24 protein-coding genes are annotated in these 25,372 nt (G+C 43.0%); 5 read left to right on the forward strand and 19 right to left on the reverse strand.

Going from position 1 to position 25,372, the window contains the following annotated elements; translation table 11 throughout:
* Nucleotides 1-71: 71 nt before the first annotated feature.
* The 7 genes from rpmE to AC0VYC_RS17235 all read right to left on the reverse strand — a co-directional run bounded on the left by rpmE (nt 72) and on the right by AC0VYC_RS17235 (nt 6,745).
* The gene (gene rpmE, locus AC0VYC_RS17205; RefSeq protein WP_003215407.1) at nt 72-272 is read right to left on the reverse strand and encodes a 50S ribosomal protein L31; all 201 of its coding nucleotides are present in this window, start codon (nt 270-272) and stop codon (nt 72-74) included.
* Between the two features lie 130 nt (nt 273-402).
* The gene (gene rho, locus AC0VYC_RS17210) at nt 403-1,686 is read right to left on the reverse strand and encodes a transcription termination factor Rho (RefSeq protein WP_007497667.1); all 1,284 of its coding nucleotides are present in this window, start codon (nt 1,684-1,686) and stop codon (nt 403-405) included.
* A gap of 364 nt (nt 1,687-2,050) precedes the next feature.
* The gene (gene glpX, locus AC0VYC_RS17215) at nt 2,051-3,016 is read right to left on the reverse strand and encodes a class II fructose-bisphosphatase (protein ID WP_007497670.1); all 966 of its coding nucleotides are present in this window, start codon (nt 3,014-3,016) and stop codon (nt 2,051-2,053) included.
* Between the two features lie 32 nt (nt 3,017-3,048).
* Nucleotides 3,049-4,338 (reverse strand): UDP-N-acetylglucosamine 1-carboxyvinyltransferase, encoded by a 1,290-nt coding sequence (locus tag AC0VYC_RS17220; RefSeq protein WP_007497673.1) that lies wholly within the window; start codon nt 4,336-4,338, stop codon nt 3,049-3,051.
* A 246-nt stretch (nt 4,339-4,584) separates the two neighbouring features.
* Nucleotides 4,585-5,223, reverse strand: a complete 639-nt coding sequence (gene fsa / locus AC0VYC_RS17225; protein WP_003215343.1) for a fructose-6-phosphate aldolase — start codon at nt 5,221-5,223, stop codon at nt 4,585-4,587.
* A 111-nt stretch (nt 5,224-5,334) separates the two neighbouring features.
* The gene (locus AC0VYC_RS17230; RefSeq protein WP_007497678.1) at nt 5,335-6,192 is read right to left on the reverse strand and encodes a class II fructose-bisphosphate aldolase; all 858 of its coding nucleotides are present in this window, start codon (nt 6,190-6,192) and stop codon (nt 5,335-5,337) included.
* A 178-nt stretch (nt 6,193-6,370) separates the two neighbouring features.
* Nucleotides 6,371-6,745, reverse strand: a complete 375-nt coding sequence (locus AC0VYC_RS17235; protein WP_003214681.1) for a response regulator — start codon at nt 6,743-6,745, stop codon at nt 6,371-6,373.
* 180 nt (nt 6,746-6,925) lie between these two features.
* On the opposite strand from AC0VYC_RS17235, the gene AC0VYC_RS17240 reads away from it, so the two are divergent.
* On the forward strand, nt 6,926-7,456 hold the full coding sequence (locus AC0VYC_RS17240) for a DUF2529 domain-containing protein (RefSeq protein ID WP_008343445.1): 531 nt from the start codon (nt 6,926-6,928) through the stop codon (nt 7,454-7,456).
* Nucleotides 7,457-7,497: 41 nt separating this feature from the next.
* Here AC0VYC_RS17240 and pyrG read toward each other — a convergent pair whose 3' ends face one another.
* Together pyrG and rpoE are read right to left on the reverse strand one after the other, a co-directional pair.
* Nucleotides 7,498-9,105 (reverse strand): glutamine hydrolyzing CTP synthase, encoded by a 1,608-nt coding sequence (pyrG, locus tag AC0VYC_RS17245; RefSeq protein ID WP_017360053.1) that lies wholly within the window; start codon nt 9,103-9,105, stop codon nt 7,498-7,500.
* A gap of 238 nt (nt 9,106-9,343) precedes the next feature.
* Nucleotides 9,344-9,880, reverse strand: a complete 537-nt coding sequence (gene rpoE / locus AC0VYC_RS17250) for a DNA-directed RNA polymerase subunit delta (RefSeq protein WP_017360054.1) — start codon at nt 9,878-9,880, stop codon at nt 9,344-9,346.
* 378 nt (nt 9,881-10,258) lie between these two features.
* On the opposite strand from rpoE, the gene AC0VYC_RS17255 reads away from it, so the two are divergent.
* On the forward strand, nt 10,259-10,732 hold the full coding sequence (locus AC0VYC_RS17255) for a DUF2798 domain-containing protein (protein WP_370539276.1): 474 nt from the start codon (nt 10,259-10,261) through the stop codon (nt 10,730-10,732).
* Between the two features lie 13 nt (nt 10,733-10,745).
* Here AC0VYC_RS17255 and AC0VYC_RS17260 read toward each other — a convergent pair whose 3' ends face one another.
* The 6 genes from AC0VYC_RS17260 to AC0VYC_RS17285 all read right to left on the reverse strand — a co-directional run bounded on the left by AC0VYC_RS17260 (nt 10,746) and on the right by AC0VYC_RS17285 (nt 17,630).
* Entirely contained in the window at nt 10,746-10,946 is a 201-nt protein-coding gene (locus AC0VYC_RS17260; RefSeq protein WP_226650561.1) for a hypothetical protein, read from the reverse strand.
* Between the two features lie 128 nt (nt 10,947-11,074).
* A complete protein-coding gene (locus AC0VYC_RS17265) occupies nt 11,075-12,217 on the reverse strand; it encodes an acyl-CoA dehydrogenase (RefSeq protein WP_017360057.1) in 1,143 nt (380 codons plus the stop codon).
* 16 nt (nt 12,218-12,233) lie between these two features.
* Nucleotides 12,234-13,346 carry an acyl-CoA dehydrogenase family protein gene (locus AC0VYC_RS17270; RefSeq protein WP_427243561.1) on the reverse strand — a complete coding sequence of 371 codons (1,113 nt, stop codon included), beginning with the start codon at nt 13,344-13,346 and terminating at the stop codon, nt 12,234-12,236.
* Between the two features lie 11 nt (nt 13,347-13,357).
* On the reverse strand, nt 13,358-14,221 hold the full coding sequence (locus AC0VYC_RS17275; protein WP_007497692.1) for a 3-hydroxybutyryl-CoA dehydrogenase: 864 nt from the start codon (nt 14,219-14,221) through the stop codon (nt 13,358-13,360).
* Between the two features lie 19 nt (nt 14,222-14,240).
* Nucleotides 14,241-15,416 carry an acetyl-CoA C-acetyltransferase gene (locus AC0VYC_RS17280; protein WP_475388908.1) on the reverse strand — a complete coding sequence of 392 codons (1,176 nt, stop codon included), beginning with the start codon at nt 15,414-15,416 and terminating at the stop codon, nt 14,241-14,243.
* A gap of 102 nt (nt 15,417-15,518) precedes the next feature.
* Nucleotides 15,519-17,630, reverse strand: a complete 2,112-nt coding sequence (locus tag AC0VYC_RS17285) for a (Fe-S)-binding protein (RefSeq protein ID WP_024718768.1) — start codon at nt 17,628-17,630, stop codon at nt 15,519-15,521.
* 143 nt (nt 17,631-17,773) lie between these two features.
* On the opposite strand from AC0VYC_RS17285, the gene cls (AC0VYC_RS17290) reads away from it, so the two are divergent.
* The 3 genes from cls (AC0VYC_RS17290) (at nt 17,774) to AC0VYC_RS17300 (ending at nt 20,273) form a co-directional block, all read left to right on the forward strand.
* Nucleotides 17,774-18,970, forward strand: coding sequence for a cardiolipin synthase (gene cls, locus AC0VYC_RS17290; protein ID WP_475388910.1), 1,197 nt, complete (start codon nt 17,774-17,776; stop codon nt 18,968-18,970).
* A 12-nt stretch (nt 18,971-18,982) separates the two neighbouring features.
* The gene (uvsE, locus tag AC0VYC_RS17295) at nt 18,983-19,945 is read left to right on the forward strand and encodes a UV DNA damage repair endonuclease UvsE (protein WP_475388911.1); all 963 of its coding nucleotides are present in this window, start codon (nt 18,983-18,985) and stop codon (nt 19,943-19,945) included.
* Between the two features lie 73 nt (nt 19,946-20,018).
* Complete coding sequence (locus AC0VYC_RS17300) at nt 20,019-20,273, forward strand: hypothetical protein (RefSeq protein ID WP_008343494.1); 255 nt, start codon at nt 20,019-20,021, stop codon at nt 20,271-20,273.
* A 212-nt stretch (nt 20,274-20,485) separates the two neighbouring features.
* Here AC0VYC_RS17300 and AC0VYC_RS17305 read toward each other — a convergent pair whose 3' ends face one another.
* The 4 genes from AC0VYC_RS17305 to cls (AC0VYC_RS17320) all read right to left on the reverse strand — a co-directional run bounded on the left by AC0VYC_RS17305 (nt 20,486) and on the right by cls (AC0VYC_RS17320) (nt 25,247).
* Complete coding sequence (locus tag AC0VYC_RS17305; RefSeq protein ID WP_475388913.1) at nt 20,486-21,484, reverse strand: S66 family peptidase; 999 nt, start codon at nt 21,482-21,484, stop codon at nt 20,486-20,488.
* A gap of 71 nt (nt 21,485-21,555) precedes the next feature.
* Nucleotides 21,556-21,798, reverse strand: a complete 243-nt coding sequence (locus AC0VYC_RS17310) for a hypothetical protein (RefSeq protein WP_061420503.1) — start codon at nt 21,796-21,798, stop codon at nt 21,556-21,558.
* A gap of 125 nt (nt 21,799-21,923) precedes the next feature.
* Nucleotides 21,924-23,639, reverse strand: coding sequence for an ABC transporter ATP-binding protein (locus AC0VYC_RS17315; RefSeq protein WP_335350544.1), 1,716 nt, complete (start codon nt 23,637-23,639; stop codon nt 21,924-21,926).
* Nucleotides 23,640-23,744: 105 nt separating this feature from the next.
* Nucleotides 23,745-25,247, reverse strand: a complete 1,503-nt coding sequence (gene cls, locus AC0VYC_RS17320; protein WP_025208143.1) for a cardiolipin synthase — start codon at nt 25,245-25,247, stop codon at nt 23,745-23,747.
* Between the last annotated feature and the right edge of the window lie 125 nt (nt 25,248-25,372).

The following is a 25,372-nucleotide window of genomic DNA, read 5'->3' on the forward strand; positions in this document are numbered from 1 at the left end:
TTTTAAAGTTCCATCAATCCACGTAAAAAAACAGGCAAGAACGGATTCCTGCCTGTTTATTGTATCTATTATTACTTAAGACCGTATTTTTTGTTAAAGCGGTCAACACGTCCATCAGCAGAAGCGAATTTTTGACGGCCTGTATAGAAAGGATGGCACTCAGAGCAAATCTCGATGCGTACCTCTTCTTTTACTGATCCAGTTTCAAACTCATTTCCACAAGCGCATTTGACTGTAGCTTTTTTGTAGTTAGGATGAATTCCTGTTTTCATCTACTGTCATCTCCTTCCGCCCTGAATCCAATTCGGAAACAGAGTTAATATCTCAGAATAAATTCTGAAACGCACATGATAAAATTATAACAGTGTGAGTCTATGATTGCAAATGTATTTTTTCAGGAAGCTATCTTCTTGATGCAGACATATTTGCTTGTTTCCATTCTTGCGTTAAAATATCGAAAAATTCTTGGTTTGTCTTTGTTTTTCTCATTTTGCGCATGAATTTCTCAGCGAAATCAGGTGTATCTGACATTGATTTTCTCATCGCCCATAGACGATCAAGATGTTCTTTAGGCACAAGCAGTTCTTCTTTTCTTGTACCGGAACGACGAATGTCGATGGCTGGGAAAATTCTTCTTTCTGCAAGAGAACGATCTAAATGGAGCTCCATGTTTCCTGTTCCTTTAAACTCTTCATAAATCACATCGTCCATACGCGATCCCGTATCAACAAGTGCAGTAGCTAAAATGGTCAAGCTCCCACCTTCTTCGATGTTACGCGCAGCACCAAAGAAGCGTTTTGGACGGTGGAAAGCCGCTGGATCAATACCGCCGGAAAGCGTTCGGCCGCTTGGCGGGATGACAAGGTTGTATGCACGAGCAAGCCTTGTGATGCTGTCCATTAAGATGATGACATCTTTTTTATGTTCAACAAGACGCATCGCACGCTCTAATACAAGCTCTGCTACTTTAATGTGGTTTTCCGGTACTTCGTCAAAGGTTGAGCTAACGACATCACCTGCAACAGAACGTTCGATATCTGTTACTTCCTCTGGACGTTCGTCAATAAGAAGAACAATCAGTTCTGCCTCTGGATGATTTTCAGAGATGCTGTTGGCAATTTCTTTGAGCAAAATGGTTTTCCCAGCCTTAGGCGGTGCAACAATTAAACCACGTTGCCCAAACCCAACTGGCGCCATCATATCCATAATTCTAGTAGACAGGTGATTAGGCTGTGTTTCAAGAATCATTTGACGATCAGGGAATAGCGGCGTGAGTGCAGGAAAGTGAACACGTTCCTTAGCTGATTCTGGGTCGTCCCCATTTACCGCTTCGACATGAAGGAGGCCATAGTAGCGTTCATTCTCTTTTGGAGGTCGTACCTTTCCAGACACCTTATCACCATTTCTTAAATCAAAGCGTCTGATTTGTGAAGCTGAAATATAAATGTCTTCAGAACTTGGGGAGTAGTTAATTGGTCTTAAGAAACCAAATCCCTCTGACTGAATAATTTCTAGAACCCCTTCCATAAATAAGAGATCCTCTTGCTCAGCATTCGCCTTTAAGATGGCAAAAATTAATTCTTTTTTTGTTAGTTTGCTGTAATAAGAGATTTTGTACTTTTTTGCTAACTCATACAGCTCTTTTAATTTCATATTTTCCAAAGATGAAATCGAAACATCTTTCAATATGGACACCACACTTTTCTAGTCAATGTATTTCATTACAAATGCATGACCATTGTATTTGATTAGCTTTTAATTCCGTTTTTGTTGGAATGACCTCGCTCTCATGGTAACGCTCCCACTCGTTTTATCGTAAAGATAGGAACAATGTGAAATTGAGCTTTGTCAACATAGAGAAGGATAATGAGTATATCGTCATGATGCGGCAGTATTTAAACTTGTTGAAGCTTAAAAGAAGTAAATTCGCAGAAAATTTCGCAGCACTCTTTAGTTTTACCTCATTTGCAGGGAATATTCAACTTTAAAAAGAAAATGATATATATTTGACACCTATATGAAAAGCGGGTAAAGAATACCCGCTTTCAGATTACGGACGAATGACAAGATTCGGTTTTTTCTTTAAACTGTGTCTGCCATCGACGAATCGAACAGTACCTGATTTCGCACGCATGACAACACTATGTGTTGTTCCAACAGAGCCTTTAAATTGAACACCTTTTAATAACTCGCCATCTGTTACACCTGTCGCTGCAAAAATGGCGTCATCGCCTTTCACGAGGTCTTCCATTCTGAGGACTTTTCCAACATCCAGTCCCATTTTCTCACAGCGTCTCAGCTCTTCTTCACTTTGTGGAAGAAGCTTACCGTGGATTTCTCCACCAAGTGCTTTTAACGCAACAGCAGAAAGGACACCTTCAGGCGCTCCACCTGAACCAAATAGAATATCAACACCTGTGTGATCAAATGCTGTATTAATGGCTCCTGCAACGTCACCATCATCGATCAGCTTGATTCTTGCTCCAGCTTCTCTCAGCTCAGCAATAATCTTTTCATGTCGCTCTCTGTTTAAAATTGTCGCAACAACATCTTCAATATCTTTGTTTTTTGCTTTTGCAACAGCACGAAGATTGTCAATGACAGGCGCTTCAATGTCGATGCAACCTACCGCTTCTGGACCTACTGCGATCTTATCCATGTACATATCAGGTGCATTCAGCAAGTTGCCATGATCTGCAACAGCGATAACAGCTAAAGCATTCCAGCCGCCGCTTGCCACAATATTTGTTCCTTCCAATGGATCAACAGCGACATCCACGCGAGGTCCATATCCGTTTCCAAGCTTTTCCCCAATATAAAGCATTGGCGCTTCGTCCATTTCTCCCTCGCCGATGACCACAGTTCCCTTCATCGGAATCGTATCAAATACATCACGCATGGCACTTGTTGCAGCATCATCCGCTTCGTCTTTTAAACCTCTACCCATCCAACGAGCAGATTTTAATGCAGCTGCTTCTGTCACCCGTACTAGTTCCATCGATAAACTTCTTTCCATTTTTGTCCAAATCTCCTCTCACAGTCAAAGCCTTATGAATTTTGAAGTTCTTCTATTTCTTGGTCATTCAGCTTTTCACGCCAGATGGTTGCACCCAAGCCTTCAAGCTTCTCCTCAAGCATACTATATCCTCTGTCTATATGTTCAAGCCCTGTGATTTCGGTCACACCGTCTGCCATTAACCCTGCAACAACGAGACAAGCACCTGCTCGCAGATCACTTGCTTTGACCTTTGCACCTTGAAGCTGCGTTTGACCTGTAATAATGGCAGATCTTCCTTCCACCTTCATATTAGCACCCATTCGACGCAATTCGTCAATGTGTTTAAAGCGGGCAGAGTAAATGGTATCTGTCACGACACTCGTGCCTTTCGCTTTTGTTAACAAAGCCGTCATCGGCTGTTGAAGATCGGTCGGAAAGCCCGGATACACAAGGGTTTTGATATCGACAGGCTTGAGTCCTTCATTTCTGCCAACGATCAGCATTTGATCGTTGCTTGTTTCAATTGTGAATCCCATCTCTCTAAGTTTCGCCGTAATTGATTCTAAATGAGTTGGGATCACATTATCAAGCACAACTTCATCCCCCATCGCTGCACCTGCAATTAAAAATGTACCTGCTTCTATGCGGTCAGGGATGATGGAATGCCTGCAGCCATGAAGAGATTCCACACCTTCGATCCGAATCACATCTGTCCCCGCACCTTTGATTTTAGCTCCCATGCTTGCAAGCAGTGTCGCTACATCAATAATTTCGGGTTCTTTTGCGGCATTTTCAATCACTGTTTTCCCTTCAGCCAGCACGGCTGCCAGCATGATGTTGATGGTCGCACCTACACTGACAACATCAAGATAAATACGGGCTCCGACTAATTTTTCAGCACGCAAATAAATCGCACCCTGTTCGTTTGTCACCTCGGCTCCAAGTGCTTCAAAGCCTTTGATATGCTGATCGATCGGTCTAGGTCCTAAGTGACATCCCCCTGGCAACCCAATGACAGCCTGCTTAAATCTACCGAGCATGGCGCCCATTAAATAATAGGATGCTCGTAGTTTCTTCACTTTCCCATTAGGAAGCGGCATACTGATCATGGAGGCAGGATTGACAACCATCTCACCTTTTTCAAACGTGACCTTTCCGCCAATCTCTTCTAACAGATCTCGTAATGTGTCAATATCTGAAATATGCGGAAGGCCTTCAATGGTTACTGGAGAATCAGCGAGAATCGTGGCAGGAATCAGTGCCACAGCACTATTTTTCGCACCACTAATATGTACGGTCCCGCGCAAGGGGTCACCGCCGGCAATGTTTAACTTTTCCATATTTGTCTCCCTTCTTAAAGAAGATCACTGTTGGAGTTATACTGTTTGTGGATGTCGCGCTTTAAAAGGTCTTGTCCAAAATTTAGCCAATATCAAGAGAAAGAATACAGGTTAAACGAAATTTGTCGGAAGAAAAATAATCGAAGCTTTGCGAGGCTGTGATGTTCTCTTCTTTGCACAAAACATTTCTTAGCGTATTTAAGGAAAACTGCGGCAAACGGATGCGTATCCGTCTGCCACAATCACTTATTTATTCCAGTCTGCTAAAAATTGCTCAATGCCTGCGTCCGTTAATGGGTGTTTTGTCAGCTGCTTGATGACTTTCAGCGGCATTGTGCCGATATGAGCACCTCTAAGCGCAGCTTCTGTCACATGCTGCGGGTGACGAATGGATGCAGCAATGATTTGTGTATCTAATCCATGAACATCAAAAATGGTTTTCACTTCACTAATGAGATCAAGACCATTTTGGCCAATGTCATCTAAGCGGCCGAGGAATGGAGAGACATACGTCGCACCAGCTCTAGCTGCAAGAAGTGCCTGGTTTGCACTAAAAATCAACGTGACGTTTGTTTTAATTCCAAGGTCAGTTAACGCTTTGACTGCTTTAAGACCGTCTGTTGTCATTGGGATTTTCACTGTGATATTTGGTGCAATAGCAGCAAGCTCTTTTCCTTCTTCGATCATTTCTTCTGCTTTGAGAGAAATGACTTCCGCACTAACTGAACCTGATACCACATCAGTGATTTCACGAAGGCGGTCGTGGAACGATACGTCCTTTTCTTTCGCTACTAAACTAGGGTTTGTTGTCACGCCTGCTAAAATGCCAAGCTCGTGTGCCTCTTTGATATCTGCGATATTCGCTGTGTCTACGAAAAATAACATAACTGTGCCACTCTCCTATCAATAAATTGTCTGAAATGTAAATTTGATTGCGCTTTCTCAAGATATGGAGAAAACCGCCTGTGACTCAGGCGGCTTTCGGTTCTCATCAAATTATGCTTGGTTAGAAGAACCAAATTCACGCATTTTGCCGATAACAGTCGCTTTAATTGCGTCACGAGCTGGTCCAAGATATTTACGTGGATCATACTCTTCTGTTTTTGCAGCAAGTGTTTCGCGAACTGCTTTCGCAGAAGCAATTTGGTTTTCAGTGTTTACATTGATTTTTGCTGTACCAAGTGAAATCGCACGCTTGATGTCAGCAGTCGGGATACCTGTTCCGCCGTGAAGAACAAGTGGAAGTCCAGTTGTTTTACCAATTTCTTCCATTTCAGCGAAACCAAGGTTTGGTTCACCTTTGTATGGACCATGAACTGAACCTAGTGCAGGCGCAAGGCAGTCAATACCAGTACGTTCTACAAGCTCTTGGCACTCTTTTGGATCAGCATAAATAACGCCCTCAGCGATGACGTCGTCTTCTTGTCCACCAACAGTTCCAAGCTCAGCTTCTACAGATACACCGTGGAAATGTGCAAGCTCAACTACTTTTGCAGTTGTCGCTACGTTCTCATCAAATGGATGGTGAGAAGCATCAATCATCACAGAAGTAAATCCTGCATGAATGGCTTTTGCACAAGATTCAAAGCTTGAACCGTGATCTAAATGAATCGCAACAGGAACTGTTACATTATATTCTTCGATTAACGCTTTTACCATTGCGACAACTGTTTTGAAGCCGCCCATGTAGCGTCCTGCTCCTTCAGATACTCCTAAGATAACTGGAGATTTCTCTTCTTCAGCAGCTTGTAAAATCGCTTGCGTGAATTCTAAGTTATTTAAGTTAAACTGTCCAACAGCGTAACCTTTTTCCTTTGCGTCTTTCAACATTTCTGTCATTGAAACTAAAGGCATGATGAAAAATCCTCCCTATGTAGCTAATTTGCTTACTAAAAAAAGCTCTCCACCCTAGCATGACCAGAATTTCTCGCCATATGTAAACTTTCAAAGTCAGATCGCTTTCTTCTTCTTATCTAGAATACCAATTATTCGACAAATCGGCAACAGAATGACTTGATTCAATCATTTCCATCTAGCCATTTGTTTCGAGCGGCAAGTATTCTTTGACTGCATCACGGATTTCATCAATATCAAATGGTTTAGCAAAATGCGTTAATGCACCGAGCTCTTTAGACTCTTGAATCATATCTAGTTCGCCATAAGCTGTCATAATGATCACGCGGATGTCTTCATCAATTAATTTCATGCGTTTTAAAATCTCAATGCCATCCATTCCGGGAATCTTCATATCAAGCAGGACGAGGTTTGGTCTATGGTTTTTCACAATATCTAATGCCTGTAGTCCGTTAGCGGCTTGAAAGGTTTGATAGCCTTCTTTATGAAACACTTCATTCAGCAATATTCTAATACCGTACTGATCATCGACAATTAAAATTTTCTCATTCATCTGTTACACCCCATTGCTTTCATTTTTCGCCATAAAAAGAGCTGTTGTTAAATAATTCTGTTTGATTTTCACATTTCCTTTAATTATAATAGTTTACTTTACGACATTTTCTGAGCATTTTTCCTAATATTCTCTTTATATTCTATTATAAAATGATCTGACAGAAGGAGGAAATGAGTCTTGTTAAAAATTTTCACTACCCAATTATCAGGTATTTTTTCACGTATTGGAGATAAGCAGGCCGAAGCGATCGAAGACGGTGCACGCCTTCTTGCTCAGGCCGTTGTCAGTGGACATGCCGTGTATTTTCATGGCAAGAATGAACTGGCGGCTGTAGCCTTAGAGGCATCTGAGAGCAAGGAGCCGTTTCCGGGTGCGAAGGTTCTGCCGCTGGATCAAAAGGAGCGCAGCTTACTTCATCCAAGTGACAGAGTGCTTTTATTTTATTCAGATCCAGAAGATCAAGAGATTCAATCCCTTGTCAAAGAGCTTCACGAACAAGGTACACCTATTGTCGGGGTCGGTCCTGCACAAAAGGAGACGTCATTCATTGAAGAGCATTGTGATGTCCACATTGATTTTCAGCTCAAAAAACCACTTGTGCCTGCTGAAGATGGAACAAGGTTCGGCTATCCTGCATTGATGACCTGCTTATATGTCTACCATGCTCTATCGTTTACTGTGAAAGAAATCGTTGAGGAATATGAATAAAAAAACTGCCGAGAAGATGATATTCTCGGCAGTTTTTTGTTTTATTTTGATTCAGATGCCTGTAGTGAAGCACCAACGAAATCTCTAAATAACGGCTGTGGTCTTGTCGGTCTTGAAATGAATTCTGGGTGGAACTGAGAAGCAAGGAACCATGGGTGATCCTTCAGTTCAATGATTTCAACAAGGCGTCCGTCTGGGCTTGTACCAGAGAAGACAAAACCTGCTGCTTCCATTTGCTGTCTGAATTCGTTATTAAACTCATAGCGATGACGGTGGCGTTCGTACACGACTTCGTCATTGTATGCAGCAAATGCTTTTGAGTCTTCGTTTAATTTACAAGGGTATAGGCCGAGGCGAAGTGTTCCACCTAAGTCATCAACATCCTTCTGTTCTGGAAGAAGGTCGATGATTGGGAATGCTGTTTCCGGATCAATTTCAGCGGAATGTGCTCCCTCTAAACCTAGTACGTTTCTCGCATATTCGATAGATGCGACTTGCATACCTAAGCAAATTCCGAAGAATGGCACTTTGTTTTCGCGCGCATATTGTGTTGCAATGATTTTCCCTTCTACTCCGCGGTCTCCGAAGCCTCCAGGAACAATAATGCCGTCTACATCTTGAGCGAAATCAGCCATATTTTCTGCTGTGACTTCTTCTGCGTTGATCCATTTGATTTGAACATCCGCATCAAATGCATAGCCCGCATGACGAAGTGATTCAACGACAGAAATGTATGCATCTTGCAGCTCAACATATTTCCCTACAAGACCGATTGTGACTTGTTTTGAAAGGTTTTGCACTTTATCAACAAGCGCCGTCCACTCCGTCATGTCCGCATCTTGACAGTCAAGCTTCATGTGCTCACATACAAGCTTGTCTAATCCTTGTTTTTGTAAATCAAGCGGAATCGAATAAAGGGTATCTGCATCCTGACATTCGATGACTGCTTTCGTATCAATATCACAGAATAGCGCAATTTTGTCCTTCATGTCTTGTGCCAATGGCATTTCAGTTCTGACCACAATGACGTTTGGCTGAATACCTAGACTACGAAGTTCTTTTACACTATGCTGTGTTGGTTTTGTTTTCAGTTCGCCTGCAGCACGGATGTAAGGAACAAGGGTACAATGAATGTACATCACGTTTTCACGGCCGATGTCACTCTTCATTTGACGAATCGCTTCTAGGAATGGAAGGGATTCAATATCTCCAACTGTTCCACCGATTTCTGTAATGACCACATCTGCACCCGTTTCTTTCCCTGCACGGTACACACGGTCTTTGATTTCATTTGTAATATGGGGAATAACCTGTACGGTTCCACCTAAATAGTCGCCGCGGCGCTCTTTTTTCAGGACTGTAGAATAGATTTTACCAGTTGTGACGTTGCTGTATTTATTCAAGTTAATATCAATGAAGCGCTCGTAGTGACCTAAGTCAAGATCTGTTTCAGCACCGTCGTCTGTGACAAATACCTCACCGTGCTGATATGGACTCATTGTCCCTGGGTCTACGTTGATATATGGATCAAATTTTTGAATGGTGACATCCATCCCTCTATTTTTCAGAAGGCGGCCTAACGATGCAGCCGTGATCCCTTTTCCAAGTGAGGAAACAACTCCTCCTGTTACAAAAATATACTTTGTCATTTCGTATGCTCCTCTCTTTTTTACCCTTGCATGACTAGACATGCACAGCTTCATCCTTTTAGAGTGTATCCCTAAATCTCTTGAAAAATAAGAAAGCTCCCTTTCAAATAAATGAAAGGGAGCGTAAATGAACGTATCTTTACGTACTCTTTTTTAGAGAGCCCAAAATACATACTACATAGTTCGCTCTGGAAAGTCAAGACGGTTTTGTCCTGTTTTCAGGACCGGTTTGTGAGGGTTATTTGTCTTCCTCATCATCGTCTAAATCGTCTTCATCAATTTCCGTTAAGCCGTCATCATCTTCATCATCATCTTCGTCGAACTCTTCTATCTCTTCATCGATTTCTTCATCGTCTAGGTCAAGGTCCTCGTCGTCTTCAACAAGATCAAGATCTTCTTCAAGCTCGTCGATTTCTTCTTCCTCTTCAATATCATCGAAGTCTTCTTCAACGACAGCAGCTTTTGTTTTTTTCTTTTTCGCTTTTGTTTTCACAGCTGGCTGAACTTCTTCTTCGATTTGATCAACTGGATACCAGCTGCGAAGTCCCCATCTCTGATCACCTAACGAAATAAAGCGGCCATCTATATTTAAGTCTGTATAAAATTGAGCAAGTCGATCATCAAGATCAGATTTTTGTATCCCTTGCAAACGGACCATTTCATCTATTAACTCGGAAAACGTAATCGGCGTTTTGCTGTCTCTGAAAATTTCATAAGCAAGTTCAACTAAAGACATTTGTTTGAGCTGTTCCTGTGAGTATTCTTTCAAACTCAAGGTCAGACACTCCCTTTCTATTACATGTATGTATCCATTTATCAGTGAAATAATAAGTATTTATACCTTATTCTTACGACAAACCATACCTCTCATTATAAACAAATTAGGGGAGTTTATGCCACCTTTATTGATGTTAATTTTTGATTTTTTCACAAGAGGAGCCTCTAGCGGTCAATCATTTGCGCCGAATTGGCATAATTCATGTGTGAAGCACACGTTTTGCATGCTTTTTTGTCTTCTCTTTTGATAAATACAAAGCCATTTACTCTTCTTAAAAAAGGGGATTTATTCCTTCACAAAATGTTCACTTACGACGAATTGAAACAGAAATCTATAATAAATAGACTAATTTTTGAGAGGTTGATCGAATTGCCAATGACAAAAAAAGAAGATATACAATTTGGTGTCTTGATGTGTTTTTGTATGTTTTCAGTGATGTTCTTTTATAATCTATTTCTAAATGGACGGCTTGGACATATGACATGGTTAGAAGGTGTACTCACCTATGTGATCGGTTTTGCCATCACGTTGTTGATTGAGATGTGTATTGTTGGGCCTTCAGCAAAAAAAGCAGCCAACCGTTTTGCCCCAAAAGGCAAGAAAATCTATTTTATTCTCACTCTTTCTATCTTTATCGTGTTTGGGATGGTGTGTCTCATGTCTTTATGCGGATATGTCGTTCAAAGCATCAGCACAGGATTTCAAACACAATCGATTCTATCTGATTACTTAACGATTTTCGGTCATAATGTCATGTTGGCGTTCCCTTTGCAAATGTTGATTATGGGACCGCTTGTCCGTTTTGTTTTTTTCAAATGGGTGAAATTAAAACAGACAGCAGCGGTTTAGTCGAATGGATATGTTACAGCTGGATATTCTGAATGAGTGAAAAAACCAAAGGTACGGTGAATAAAGTGCCCGCAGACACGAGTACAATGAGTTTTCTGCGGCTGTTTTCTTTTTCTTCCTTCCTTTTTGGAGACTTTGAAAGCTCTGTGGAGACCATAATCCATATGATCATCGTGACGATTCCTAAAATGCCAATAAATGTTGTGTTCATCATGATAACCTCCATTTTGGTTCTTTTCCCAATTTTACCATAGTGATCAGGTGATATGAGATCATATTGGAGAGATTTCACATTTGATACAAAAACAGACCACCTCATATCAGGTGGTCTTTACTTGGTTTCTACATATCTAGCAGTTTCCGTGAGATGACCAGCCGCTGGATTTCTTGTGTACCTTCATAGATTTGAGTGATTTTCGCATCACGCATGTATCGTTCGACTGGGTAATCCTTTGTATAGCCGTATCCGCCGAAGATTTGTACGGCTTCTGTCGTCACCTTCATGGCTGTATCACCGGCAAAGAGCTTGGACATAGCTGATTCTTTCCCATACGGAAGCCCTTTCGTTTCAAGCCATGCTGCCTGATAGGTGAGCAGTCTTGAGGCCTCAATTGCCGTTGCCATATCCGCTAACTTAAAAGCAATGCCTTGCTGCTGAATGATTGGTTTGCCGAATTGTTTACGCTCCTTTGCATAATTGACTGCTGCATCCAGAGCACCTTGAGCAATGCCAACAGCTTGTGCGGCAATACCGTTTCTGCCGCCGTCAAGTGTCATCATCGCTATCTTAAAACCTTCGCCTTCTTGACCAAGCCGGTTCCTTTCGGGTATACGACAGTCTTCAAAGATGATTTCTGTCGTTGGCGATGAGCGGATGCCCAGTTTGCTTTCTTTTTTGCCGATTGAGAAGCCTTGCGTCTCTTTTTCTACAATAAAAGCGGTTGTATTGCGCGATGAAGCATCTTGGTCAGTAACAGCAAACACAATATAATAATCCGCAATGCCTCCATTGGTAATAAAAATCTTTGCCCCGTTCAAGACGTATTCATTCCCTGCTTTTACTGCTGTTGTTTTCATTCCGCCGGCATCTGAACCCGAGCCGCTCTCGGTCAGTGCGTATGCGCCGATCTTCTGCCCTTCTGCAAGCGGCTTTAAATACGTCTCCTTTTGCTCATCTGTTCCGAATGTATAGATTGGCCATGAGGCGAGTGATGTGTGAGCAGATAGGGTGACGCCTGTTGAGGCGCACACTCGTGAGAGCTCTTCAACCGCTATGACATAGGCCAAATAATCACTACCAATCCCCCCATTTTCTTCTGGCCAAGGGATTCCCGTTAAACCAAGCTCCGCCATTTGACGAAAAATAGCGGGATCATACGATTCTGTTTCATCTCGCTCTGCTGCTGTTGGCTCCACTTCATTTTTCGCAAAGTCTCTTACCATTTTTTGTATCATTTCGTGTTCGTCACTTAATTGGAACTGCATCATGAGCCACCTCACTTCATATTAGCTGTTTACAAATAACCAGCCTTTGTATTTCACTTGTTCCTTCATAAATCTCACAAATTTTCGCATCACGAAAGTACCGCTCTGCTCGGTATTGCTTCGTGTAACCGGCTAGACCAAGCAAATGGATGACTTCAGTACTAATATCAACCGCTGTTTTAGATGCAAATAACTTCGCCATCGACGCTTCCTTCGTGACAGGGCGATTGGCCTCTTTATAAGAAGCCGCTTGATAGACAAGAAGTTTTGCCGCTTCCAGCTTGGTGCCCAGATCGCCCAACCGAATGGTCGTTTCAAGGCCAGCTGGATGCTGCTTTAAATACGTGACCGCCTCAGCTAATGCGGCTTCTGCAATACCAAGGCTTTGAGCCGCAATGCCAATTCTCCCCGCATTTAAGCTAGACATGGCAATCCGAAAGCCTTCTCCTTCTGCGCCGAGCAGCTGTTTTTTTGGAATTCGAACACCGTCAAAATGAAGTGTGACTGTTTTTGATCCATGCAGGCCCATCTTCTTCTCATCTTTTCCGATCGTAAATCCTGGTGTCCCCTTCTCCACAATGAACGCTGATATATTTTTCTTAGCAGAAGCCGGGTCTGTCACGGCAAATACAAGATAGACTTCCGCTTCACCGCCGCTTGTGATAAAAATTTTCGTTCCATTTAACACATAGTGATCGTCTACCTGCTCTGCTTTCAACTGAATACTAGAGGCATCTGATCCTGCCTTCGGTTCAGTTAGACAAAAGGCGCCCAGCTTCTGCCCGGACGCAAGCTTGGGAACGTAGGATTCTTTTTGTTCAGTCGTTCCAAACGCCAAAATCGGCATCGTCACAACGGATGTATGAACGGATACAATGACACCGATGGTTGCACTTACTTTGGAAAATTCATGAATCGCCATGATATAGGTTGTGAAATCTGCCCCTAATCCGTGATACTTATCTGGGATCGGAATGCCTAAAAAGCCTTGCCGACCCATTTCAGCTAAAAGCGTTTTCGGGAACACGCCCTGTTCCATCGCTTCTATTTCAGGGAATACATGCTGGCGTGCAAATTCTGCTACTCGTTTTCTCCAAAGACGTTGTTTTTCTGTCAGCAACACATCCATCTTGACTCCCCCTATGAGTGGTCGTGGTAAGTGTAAAAACCTCTCTTTGTCTTTTTGCCCAGCCAGCCTGCGTTCACGTATTTTTTCAAAAGAGGACAAGGTCGATATTTGCTATCTCCAAGACCCTCGTGAAGGGTATTCATAATAAATAAACAAGTATCGAGCCCGATGAGGTCGGCGAGACGAAGCGGGCCCATTGGATGGTTCATTCCAAGCGTCATGATGCCGTCAATACTTTCTACATCTGCGACGCCTTCATAAAGGGTATAAATGGCTTCATTGATCATCGGCATCAAAATACGGTTTGACACAAACCCAGGGAAGTCTTCCACTTCTATTGGGGTTTTGTCTAATGTCTTTGCGGTGTCAAAAACAAATTGGTACGTGGCATCATCCGTTTGTAGCGCACGGATTACTTCCACAAGTTTCATCACGGGAACTGGATTCATAAAATGCATGCCGATCACTTTCTCAGGCCGCTTCGTCACGGCTGCTAATTCTGTGATCGACAAGGAAGACGTATTTGTCGCAAATATCGTGTCATCAGGTGCAAATTGATCGAGGGTTTCAAAGATTTGTTTTTTGATCTTCATTTGTTCAGATGCGGCTTCAATCACTAAATGCGTCTGCTGTACATCCTTTAAATCTGTTGAAACAGCCAGTCGCTGTGTAATATCACGGACTGCCTGATGTGCCAGCTTTCCTTTTTCTGCTCGTTTCGTCAGTTGTTTGGTCATAGAGGAAATGGCTCGATGAATCTGCTCCTCTTCCGTATCATGGAGCAGGACGGTATAACCTGACTGTGCAAATACTTGGGCAATACCCGAGCCCATTTGACCAGCCCCAACGACCATGACGGTCTCTTCTATACTCATGACAATGAACGCCTCCCTTTTAATCCACCTTGATCATGATCGCATCACCTTGACCCCCGCCGCTGCAAATCGCCGCAATGCCGATCCCGCCGCCTCTTTGTCTGAGTGCATGGATCAAGGTCAGTATAATACGTGTTCCGCTTGCTCCAATCGGATGACCAATCGCGACTGCCCCTCCGTTCATATTCATTTTCCGCCGATCCAGTCCAAGAATTTTTTCGCATGCCAATGCAACCGCTGAAAAAGCCTCATTGATTTCAAACAAATCGATATCCTCTACTCGCTTCCCTGTTTTCTTTAACACTTTTTCGATGGCATAGGCTGGTGTTTTCGGAAAATCCTTTGCCTCTACTGCTACTTGCGCATGCCCAAGCACAACTGCCAGAGGTTTTTCACCTTGCTGCATGGCGTATGTGTCTTTCATTAATAGAAGCGCACTTGCACCATCATTGACACCAGGTGCATTACCAGCGGTGATCGTACCTGCCTGATCGAAAACGGGCATCAGTTTTGACAAACGTTCATATGACGTATCACGCCGCGGGGCTTCATCTTCTGAAATCAGCTGATCTCCTTTTTTATTCTTGACGGTAACGGGGATGATCTCATTTTTAAAAAAGCCGCTTTTTTGCGCCTCAATGGCTCGTTCATGACTTCTTAACGCCCAAAGGTCTTGTTCTTCTCGTGTAATGCCAAGCTCTTTCGCCGCCATGCTTCCATACTCACCCATATGAACACCTGTAAACGAACAGGTTAATCCATCTAAAATCATGGCATCTTGTACAGCACCATCTCCCATTTTGTAACCCCATCGTGCTTTTTTCAGAAGATAAGGAGCATGAGACATGGATTCCATGCCGCCTGCCACGATCACCTTGGCATCTCCCGCTCGAATGATTTGATCGGCTGTCGTGACACTGCGCATTCCTGAAGCACAGACTTTGTTGATGGTTTGCGTCGGAACCGACCAAGGGAGATCTGCATGTCTAGCTGCCTGTCTTGAAGGAATTTGACCTTGTCCTCCTTGAAGGACACTGCCCATGATGACTTCATCCACTTCATGAACATTTGAGGCTCTTTCCAGCGCAGCTTTTATCGTCATCCCGCCTAATTCTGCAGCAGTCAAACGACTTAAAGTTCCACCTAGTTTTCCAAATGGTGTTCTCGCTCCAGATACAATGACCGTCGTGCTCATTTCTTCCCCTCCTATTTGTTACCGCTTACATAAATGCTAGACAGCTCTTAAAAATTCGGCATTTATCGGCCGATGGACAGTAGATCCATCGGCCTGACACCTTTATGAAGCCTGCGTTCTCGTTTCGCCAAACACTGATTTTTCAAGAAGTTCTGCGACATCAAATGTGCCGACCTGCTCTTCTACTTCCTTCGCTTTCGTCCCATCCCCAAGCATGGTTAAACAATATGGGCACCCTGAGCTGATGATGGACGGCTGTACCTGTAAGGCCTGCTCCGTCCTCGCTGTGTTAATTCGAGTACCTGTCTCTTCTTCCATCCACATTAAGCCACCGCCGGCACCACAGCACATCCCCGATTCACGATTCCGTTCCATTTCTTTCAGTGTCACACCAGGAATGGCTTTTAAAATATCTCTTGGCGGATCATAGACCTCGTTATATCTGCCTAGGTAGCAAGAATCGTGGAAAGTAATGACTTCGTTCACTTCATGAATAGGCGTTAATTTCCCCTCTTTTACTAGCTCTGCCAGTAATTCTGTATGATGATACACCTCTGCCTCAAGTCCAAAGTCTGGGTATTCGTTTTTAAATAAATTGTAAGCATGCGGATCGATCGTGACGATTTTGGTTACGTCATTTTTTTGGAATTCTTCGATGTTTTTTGCAGCAAGCTCTTGGAACAAAAATTCATTCCCAAGTCTTCTCGGTGTATCACCTGAGTTTTTCTCTTTATTGCCTAGGATGGCAAAAGAAACCCCTGCTTCATTGAGCAGTTTTGCAAAGGCAAGAGCAATCTTTTGGCTTCTATTGTCATATGCACCCATCGATCCAACCCAGAATAAATAGTCGAAGGTCTGATCTGCTTTTTTCAGTTCTTTCACTGTCGGTACGTGCACATCTTCTCTTAGATCACGCCAGTTTTCTCTTTCTTTTCGATTCAATCCCCACGGGTTCCCTTGGCGCTCGATGCTTGTCATCGCACGCTGTGCATCTGCATCCATTTTTCCTTCTGTCAGCACTAAGTATCTGCGCATATCAATGATTTTGTCGACGTGTTCGTTCATGACAGGACACTGGTCTTCACAGTTTCGGCAGGTCGTGCATGCCCAGATTTCTTCTTCTGTAATGACCTCACCAATGAGAGAAGGATGATACATTGCGCTCGCCGCAGATTCTTCCGCTCCAGCTCCCCTTGCCTGTAATGCCAGTTGATTTCCTGTCGTCTGTTTGAAAGCAAGCTGCGGAACCCACGGTGTCTTTGAAGTAATGGCAGCCCCTTTATTTGTTAAATGATCTCTTAATCGTAAAATCAAATCCATTGGAGACAGCATTTTCCCCGTCCCTGTCGCCGGACACATATTCGTACAGCGCCCGCACTCCACACAAGCGTAAAGATCAATCAGCTGAGATTGACGGAAGTCTTCAATTTTCCCAACGCCGAACGTTTCTTGTGTCTCATCTTCAAAATCAATTTTTTGCAGTTTGCCTGGCGGGTCCAATCTGCTGACAAATACGTTGACCGGGCCAGCGATAAGATGGGCGTGCTTAGACTGCGGGACGTACACTAAGAACGTCAGTAAAATAAGAAGATGCACCCACCATGCGACATAGAAAACAATTGTTGCCGCAAGTGGTGACAGCCAGCCCAGCAAGAAAGCAATGCCGGAAGCAATTGGCTCAGTTGCTGATAGTGAGTGCCCATGCCAAATGATGTTCATTCCGTTTCCTAGTAATACGGTCAGCATCAATCCGCCAATAAACAAAAGGACAAGCCCTGACTTAAAGCCCCTTTTTAAACGGACTAACTTCTCGACATATCTTCTATGGAACGCCCAAACCACCGCCACTAAAATGAGAAGTGTGACTACCTCTTGGAAGAACGTAAAGACACCGTAAAGCGGACCTAATGGTAGCCCGCTGTCTGGAACAAGTCCCTTCATAATAAAATCAAGGGCTCCGAACTGCACTAAAATAAATCCATAGAAAAACAGCACATGAATGATGCCGCTCTTCTTGTCCTTCAGCAGTTTCTTTTGACCAAACACATTCACCCAAACACGTTCTAAGCGTTTTTTCATGTCTTTCTGAAATTCTTCTTTTTTGCCAAGACGAATATACGCGGCTCGTGTTCGAATGAGATAAATAAACAAATACACAGCGTAAGCGGTCACTGCCGCAAATGCAATCAAGTTAACAATTAAAAGGCTATTCATCTTGCTCCCCCTTTCATTCCCCAAGACCCACTTTGTTCCGTTTCCATGTTGTACCTCTATCATAAATAATGAATGAGTATTCAGTCAATATTTTTTGCCCATTTGGGTACACTATCGTCATATGTAAAAAAGGAGGAACCTTCATGATCGCATGGATCATTCTACTCGTCGTCTTCGTCATTGTTCTACTCGTCAGGCTAGATCTTTATATAGGGAGAAAATATTTTTCTACCCATGCTTTTGAACGGTCTTTTGACCAAACAAGCGGCGATGCAGTTTTTTATCATGATGGCGAACCACTGTTTGATCAGCTGCTTACGGATATACAGCAAGCCTCTTCTTCTATTCATATGATGTTCTTTATTGTAAAGAACGACAAGATTGGGCAAAGGATTCTGCAAGCACTTAAAGCGAAAGCAGAGCAAGGTGTTTCGGTTTTTTTGCTCACTGATCGGTTAGGCTCCTATCCATTTGATCAAACATCCATTCAGATGCTCGAAAAAAGTGGCATTCAATTTTACTTTTTAAACAAACCACGTTTTCCTTTTTTCATTTATCGCTTGAACATGAGAAATCACCGCAAGATCACGGTGATCGATGGGAAGATCGGCTACATTGGCGGGTTTAATATCGGCGATGAATATGTAGGGAAAAACGGCAGGTTTGGCATTTGGAAAGACTATCACCTGCGCATGACAGGACAGGTTGTCGCAGACCTCCAGCACGTGTTTCTGAATGATTTGTACCGGTCATCTGGTATTCACCAGCTGCAATACGAGGTTTTTCCTACACTGGAACCGGGAACATTACAGTGCACTACACGTGCGACGGCAGGTTTTTCTTTAGAAGCCTTATTTCTTCACGATATTCAACAAGCGAAAAAGCAAATCACCATCTGCACGCCCTATTTTATTCCATCTGCTCCTCTTCTAAGCGCCCTTCTTGACGCACGGAAGCGAGGCGTGACTGTCGACATCATCATCCCAATGAAGGCAGATCACCCGCTTGTGAAAGAAGCTGGATTTCATTATTTGAAAGATCTGATTGCTGCTGGATGTCTTGTGTATCGTTTTTATAAAGGGTTTTATCATGCGAAAGCCATTCTCATCGATCATAGCCGTTGTATGATCAGTACAGCGAACTTTGATAAACGAAGTTTGTTTTTCAACGAAGAAGTGGATGTGGCCATTGATGATCCCGCCTTCACCGCACATGTAGAGGAAAAGATTCGTGAACACATGGAAGTGTCAGAACTGATGATTGAAGAAAAATACAAACAACGCCCACTTCTCACGCGTCCAATTGAGTGGATAGGCGCCCTGTTCTCGTATTTTTTATAAAGGAGTTGACCTATGCGTTATCGATTTGGTTATGTATCCAACGCCGTCACTTTATGGGAAGCTTCACCTGCCAAGTCGCTGACCTTTGCAAGATACAGTAAGCTCTCAAAGGAAGAGGGGACAGAAGCTCTATTGCGAACGACGAAAGCCAACCTCGTCAATACATTAAGAACGCTTTATTTTGCGATTGCCCATGATATTCCGCTTTACCGTTTTTCAAGCTCGATTGTCCCGCTCGCCACCCATCCTGAGGTGCGGTGGGACTTTGTGACACCCTTTCGCAAAGAATTTCTAGAGATTGGTCAACTCGTAAAGCGGCACGGATTACGAGTGAGCTTTCACCCCAATCAATTTACTTTGTTCACAAGTCCAAAGCCATCCATTACAGAAAACGCCGTCATTGATATGACCTATCATTATGAAATGCTTGAGGCCATGAAGCTTGAAAAGGAAGGCTATATGAACATTCATGTCGGAGGTGCATATGGCGACAAGGCATCTGCTTTACAGCGTTTTGATGAAAATATAAAGCAGCTTCCTGCACATATCAAGGCGAGAATGACGCTTGAAAATGATGACAAAACCTATACGTCATTGGAAACGCTTGATGTTTGTGAAAAGCATGGCATCCCGTTTGTATTTGATTACCACCATCACATTGCAAACAAAGATGATGATGCGGCACTTGATGACATTTTGCCAAGAGTGTTTGACACGTGGGCAAACACTGGCATACCGCCTAAAATCCACTTATCCTCACCAAAATCAGAAAAGGCGATACGAAGCCATGCGGATGGAGTGGAGAGGTCCTTTGTATTGCCACTTTTTCAAGCTTTAAAGTCGTATGGTCGTGATGTGGATTTTATGATTGAGGCAAAGAAAAAGGATCAGGCTTTGCTCCGTCTTGTTGAGGAGCTGTCAGCGATCAGAGGCAATCGGCGGACGAGCGGAGGCACCATTGAGTGGAAATCGTAGAGAAAGGTTTACCTCTATCACAACGGGGGTAACAAAGCTATTGTGAGAAAGTATTTAACAGGAGGATATGAAGATGTCACAAATCTATTCAATCCGAATTGCTGCGAAAGCATTGAATTTACATAAGCTTATTTCTCTATACGAAAAGTGCCAACACGCTCAGCATCGTTTATATGTATATTCTAAAAAAACAATGTGCAACATTAAGAACATCGTAGAGCTAGAAACCTTTAGGCTTACTCATTTAGAATCAGACTATTTAATCGTGGTAGAAGGAAAAGAGGCACAAGACCTTCTTCAGCCGTTTGAAAAAGAGAATGCTTCGTAAAGAAAGGCAGCCTTAGGCTGACAAAGGGATAAAATGAACCTTATTTTATCCCTTTGTCTTCTTTTCAGCGTAGTTGAAAACCTTTGCAGTCTAGGAAGGACGAGTACCGGCGCGGAGCGAATGTCACATTCGTGAGCACCGGCACGCAGGACTGACACCGAATGCGAGGGTTTGTCTACACGCTGGGGCAGCCTTAGGGCTGCTCTCTTTTTCTATATCCATGCTTCTGTCAGCCAAACCTCGCGTGACGTTGCATTCATTTTTACTTGTGTACCGATTGGCATCGTGAGCATCGGATGCGTATGGGCACTGTCAAATTCCGCGATGAGCGGCCTCTTTGTATCTCCCAGTACTTCAAGTAAAAGATCGTGCGGCCTTTTGCCCGTTCCTTCATCATCAAACAGCTCATGTTTCCCTAAGAGGATACCAGATACCCGTTCAAACACACCATTTATCTTTAACAGAGAGAAGTTCTTTTCGACGATGGAGGCGGTTTTCATACAATCTTCAATGAGAAGGATATCGCCTTTTTGGATTTGAGGCATGAATTCACTTCCCCATATGCCATACATGGCATTTAGGTTCCCGCCGATCAGTCTGCCTTCTGCCTGCCCTTCAATGACGCACATCCAATCGTTTGGACGTTTTTCTTTTTCTCGTATTTTCTCTTCCCAGTTGATCCGTTCGTCCGTCCAGAAGGGCGGTTTTTTCACCTGATATGGGATGGGCTGCGGATGAATGAGAATATCCTCGAAAGATTGATATGTATGATTAACAAATGGTTCAAACTCTCCAAAAGACGGCACAAGTGCAGGCCCGTAAAAAACAGGAAAACCCGTTTTTTCATAAGCCGCTAAAAGAATCGCCGTCGCATCTGAATAACCAATCATGATTTTCGGATGCTTCTTCAGCAGCTCAAAATCAAGATAAGGCAACAAACTATTCGAGTTCGTCCCCCCAATCATCGACATGATACAGGACAAATCTTCTCTCGCCATCAGCTCATTCAGCTCAGCTGCTCGTTCTTGAATCGTTCCCGAACGATAGTGATCCTCTTTCCCTGTTAATGATCCTGGTACCACAATGAATCCCTTTTGTTCAAGCCATTCCTTCGCCCGCTCATACCTAAGAGGCGAGGTGGCAGATGCTGGACTTGAGGGAGAATAAATACCTATTTTATCGCCCTTCTGTAAATGCCGAAGCCCCTTCATTCCATCAGATCCTTCCTACACGAGTTTTTACTATCCTAGCAAAAAAAGCCCTTTTTCAAAAGGGCTCAGATTTAATATAAGAGCTTAAACAGCCCAAACAATATGACAGCAAAACTGATGGCCAGCATCGCAAATATCTTTTTTCTGCTCAGAGAACTACCTATGACGTTCACTCCAGTATTGATGCCAAACAAAATCATTCCCACATAAAAAAAGACTGGATTGAGTCCAGCGGGAATGATTAAAATAAATAAGCCAACGAGCGTCACATAGTGAATGCTTTTGATCATGACTGTTTTTGCCGTTTCACTCAAGCCATCCTCTCCTTTTGAATCCAATTGCCTTATAGTATATCAACATTCCATTTAAATGGAAAAGAAGATTTTATCCTATCAAAAAGAGCCCAGCTTAATAGCTGGACTCATTCAATCACTTCTCTTCAATGACCAAACTGCGCTTCATGCAGTCTGCTATAGACGCCGCCCATTTGGATTAAGTCTTGATGGCGGCCTTGTTCTTCAATGCCTTCCTCTGTCACGACGATAATTCGGTCTGCATGTTTAATTGTCGCAAGGCGGTGAGCAATGACGAGTGTCGTCCGGCCGACTGCCAGTTCGCTTAGTGCGTCTTGGATCGCTTTTTCTGTTTCTGTATCAAGTGCTGACGTCGCTTCATCCAAAATAAGAATAGACGGGTTTTTCAAAAACATCCGTGCAATTGACAGGCGTTGCTTTTGACCGCCGGATAGCTTAACGCCGCGTTCTCCAATGACCGTATTCAACCCTTCTGGGAAACGCTGAACGAGCTCCTCTAAATGGGCACGTCGCACCGCCTCCCAAATGTCTGCATCACTCGCTTCTAGGTTGCCGTACGCAATATTCTCACGAATGGTGCCTGAGAATAAAAAGACATCCTGCTGCACAATGCCAATCTGCTGTCTTAAAGAGGACAAGGTCATCGATTTTGTGCTCACACCATCAATGGTGATGTCTCCTTCGTCCACATCATAAAAACGAGGCAGCAGACTGCAAATGGTCGATTTCCCCGCTCCTGAAGGCCCGACAAACGCAACAGTTTCCCCTTGTTTGATCTTTAAGTTGATATCCTTCAATACATGACTGTGCTCATCGTAGCCAAATGTCACGTCTCGATACTCAATTTCACCTTTCAAGCCGTAAAGATCACGTGCTCCTTCTGTGTCCTTCACATCTGGCTCTGTTTCAAGCAAATCGACATAGCTTTTAAAACCGGCAATGCCTTTTGGATACATTTCAATCACCGTGTTGATCTTATCAATGGGTCTGAATAATACATTTGTGATCAAGACAAAGGCGATAAATCCGCCTGCCGTTAATTGACCTTGAAGAACAAACCATGTACCTGCCAGAAGGACAAACAGCGTCACAAGCCTTGTGAGAATATAGCTGATTGATCCGTTAACTGACATAATTTTATAGGAAAGAAGTTTCGCTTTTCGAAAGCGGTTGTTATTTTCAGCAAAGCGCTTTTTCTCGAAATGTTCGTTTGCAAAGGCTTTAACAAGACGAATACCGCCAATATTGTTTTCAACCCTTGCATGAAAATCTCCAATGTCATTGTTGAGTTGTGTAATCGCCTGTGTCATTTTTTTATTAAAATGAAGGGCTAACCAGATGATGACTGGCATAATCAAGAAGGTTAAAATGGCAAGCTGCCAGTTAATCATGAGCATGACGGCAAAGGCGCCAAGAATGGTCATAATCGCAATAAACAAATCCTCAGGTCCGTGATGAGCCACCTCACCAATGTACATGAGGTCATTGGTCATTCGAGACATAAGCTTACCCGTTTTGTTGTTATCAAAGAACTTAAATGAGAGACGCTGAAAATGATCAAATAGCTTTTTTCTCATATCGGTCTCAATGTTAATGCCAAGCATGTGTCCCCAATACGACACGATAAATTGCATCACTGAGCTGAGTGCGTAAATGACAAACAGCGCAAGTGCGGTCCAGGCAATGACCGTCCAGTTTCCTGTTGGTAATAATGTATCAATGAAGTAGTTCACGATCAGCGGGAAACCTAGTTCCATGAGTCCGACGGCCACAGCACAAAAGAAATCTAAAAAGAACAGACCACGATAGGGCCTGTAATAGGCAAAAAAGCGTTTTAGCATATGTAAAAGAACCTCACTTCCTCTATAATTGATAATCATTTTCAATTATAGAGGAATCATTATCGAAATACTAGATCAGGAAATGATTTCTTTCCCTGGAAACCCTCACAATACACCTGAAAACAATCGCGCAAACGATTCCTTTAAACGTTCCTTTAAGCCCCTTTTATAAAAATGAACCGGCCCCATTTGCTCACATTCTTTCATATCTTCCTCATAATGAGCCATCAATTGCTCGATCGGTTTCTTTGCCGCTGTAAAGACATTGACCTCAAAATTGAGTTGGAAGCTTCTCATATCAACATTGGCCGTTCCGACAGAGGCAAGTTCTCCATCTGCAATCATGACCTTTTGATGCATGAATCCTTTTTGATAGTGATACACCTTGATGCCCTCTTTCAAAAGCTCAGAAAAATAAGATCGTGTGGCGTATTGCGTGAGAAATCCATCATTAATCTCAGGCACCATCACACGCACATCCACCCCTCTTGTCGCCGCAATTTTTAACGCTGTGCGAATGGATTCATTTGGGACAAAATAAGGCGTCGCAATCCAAACAAATTGCTGTGCATTCGAAATGAGTGCGTCATATAAATCACTCATACTTTCCTTCATATCAGGTCCAGTCGGCACGACCTGAATGACATCTTCTCCTGTCACAGGATGCGGGGTGTGATACTTCGGATCATCAATTAACACTTCATCTGATACATACTCCCAGTCCAGCATAAATATGGAGTGAAGTGTCTGAACGGCTTCACCCTTTAACATCGTATGCGTATCACGCCAAAAGCCGATGTTTTCATCGCGTCCTACATATTCCTTCCCGACATTGAGCCCGCCAACAAATCCTGTTTCTCCATCAATAATCACGATTTTTCGGTGATTTCGGAAATTAAATTTTTGATTAAAGAATCCGTATTTTAATGGCAGAAAAGGAGCGACCTTTATCCCCGCCTGCTTCAATCGTTTAATATCTTTTCGTGAGAAGCGAATGCTGCCAGCCGCATCATAGATGAATCGAACCTCTACTCCTTCTTTCACTTTTTCAATCAGGATCTCCATCATCCGGTGACCGAGGAAATCAGATTTGAACATGTAATATTCTATATGGATGAACGTTTTTGCCTTTTTTAATTCTTCAAAAATACGAGGAAAGGTTTCCTCTCCATTCTTTAAAATCTCCATATCACTATTTGTATTTACATGCATACCCGTTGCTTTTTCTGTGTAATGAAAAAAAGCACGCTGATTATCGGTTAAACGCGTCTCATCCGGTTTACTCTCAAGCTCTGATATTCTGCGTAATTTTTCACGGTTATACATTCTCTTTGATTTAAACAAATGTCCTTTGACATAAAGCTGTCCTGAGAACAAATAAAACATATAGCCGATGATCGGGAAAAAGATCAGTACATACATCCATAACAGCGTGTGCTGTGATGTCCGGTTCTCTAGCATAAGCGAAATAATACTAAATAAAATGATGGCGATGTAACTAGCTGCGTAAAGCTGAAAACCCCACGCTGGAACCGGCCACCAAAACACCACATATGCCCCGAATATCATGAAATATAAAAATAGAAATTCCAGTCTCCTCTTTTTCACATTCTCCGCCCTCATTCTGTCTTTTTCTTTTCCATACCCTTTGCACAGCTCGTCTGAAACGCACAGTTTGCTGCTTTCTTTTAGCTTTTACAGACTGGAACGTTTTGATCCGATATAATGGAAAA

The organism is Bacillus sp. iso_77 (assembly GCF_056173625.1).

Coding starts and splice junctions, on each gene's coding strand:
- AC0VYC_RS17230 (WP_007497678.1), bottom strand. CDS start 6,192: ATGCCTTTAGTTTCAATGACAGAAATGTTGAAAGACGCAAAGGAAAAA.
- AC0VYC_RS17305 (WP_475388913.1), bottom strand. CDS start 21,484: ATGAAGGGGCTTCGGCATTTACAGAAGGGCGATAAAATAGGTATTTAT.
- AC0VYC_RS17255 (WP_370539276.1), top strand. CDS start 10,259: ATGACAAAAAAAGAAGATATACAATTTGGTGTCTTGATGTGTTTTTGT.
- rpmE (WP_003215407.1), bottom strand. CDS start 272: ATGAAAACAGGAATTCATCCTAACTACAAAAAAGCTACAGTCAAATGC.
- pyrG (WP_017360053.1), bottom strand. CDS start 9,105: ATGACAAAGTATATTTTTGTAACAGGAGGAGTTGTTTCCTCACTTGGA.
- cls (WP_475388910.1), top strand. CDS start 17,774: ATGATCGCATGGATCATTCTACTCGTCGTCTTCGTCATTGTTCTACTC.
- AC0VYC_RS17260 (WP_226650561.1), bottom strand. CDS start 10,946: ATGATGAACACAACATTTATTGGCATTTTAGGAATCGTCACGATGATC.
- AC0VYC_RS17220 (WP_007497673.1), bottom strand. CDS start 4,338: ATGGAAAAGTTAAACATTGCCGGCGGTGACCCCTTGCGCGGGACCGTA.
- AC0VYC_RS17235 (WP_003214681.1), bottom strand. CDS start 6,745: ATGAATGAGAAAATTTTAATTGTCGATGATCAGTACGGTATTAGAATA.
- AC0VYC_RS17315 (WP_335350544.1), bottom strand. CDS start 23,639: ATGCTAAAACGCTTTTTTGCCTATTACAGGCCCTATCGTGGTCTGTTC.
- fsa (WP_003215343.1), bottom strand. CDS start 5,223: ATGTTATTTTTCGTAGACACAGCGAATATCGCAGATATCAAAGAGGCA.
- AC0VYC_RS17285 (WP_024718768.1), bottom strand. CDS start 17,630: ATGAATAGCCTTTTAATTGTTAACTTGATTGCATTTGCGGCAGTGACC.
- AC0VYC_RS17265 (WP_017360057.1), bottom strand. CDS start 12,217: ATGCAGTTCCAATTAAGTGACGAACACGAAATGATACAAAAAATGGTA.
- AC0VYC_RS17300 (WP_008343494.1), top strand. CDS start 20,019: ATGTCACAAATCTATTCAATCCGAATTGCTGCGAAAGCATTGAATTTA.
- glpX (WP_007497670.1), bottom strand. CDS start 3,016: ATGGAAAGAAGTTTATCGATGGAACTAGTACGGGTGACAGAAGCAGCT.
- AC0VYC_RS17280 (WP_475388908.1), bottom strand. CDS start 15,416: ATGAGCACGACGGTCATTGTATCTGGAGCGAGAACACCATTTGGAAAA.
- AC0VYC_RS17275 (WP_007497692.1), bottom strand. CDS start 14,221: ATGAGTATAGAAGAGACCGTCATGGTCGTTGGGGCTGGTCAAATGGGC.
- AC0VYC_RS17270 (WP_427243561.1), bottom strand. CDS start 13,346: ATGGATGTGTTGCTGACAGAAAAACAACGTCTTTGGAGAAAACGAGTA.
- uvsE (WP_475388911.1), top strand. CDS start 18,983: ATGCGTTATCGATTTGGTTATGTATCCAACGCCGTCACTTTATGGGAA.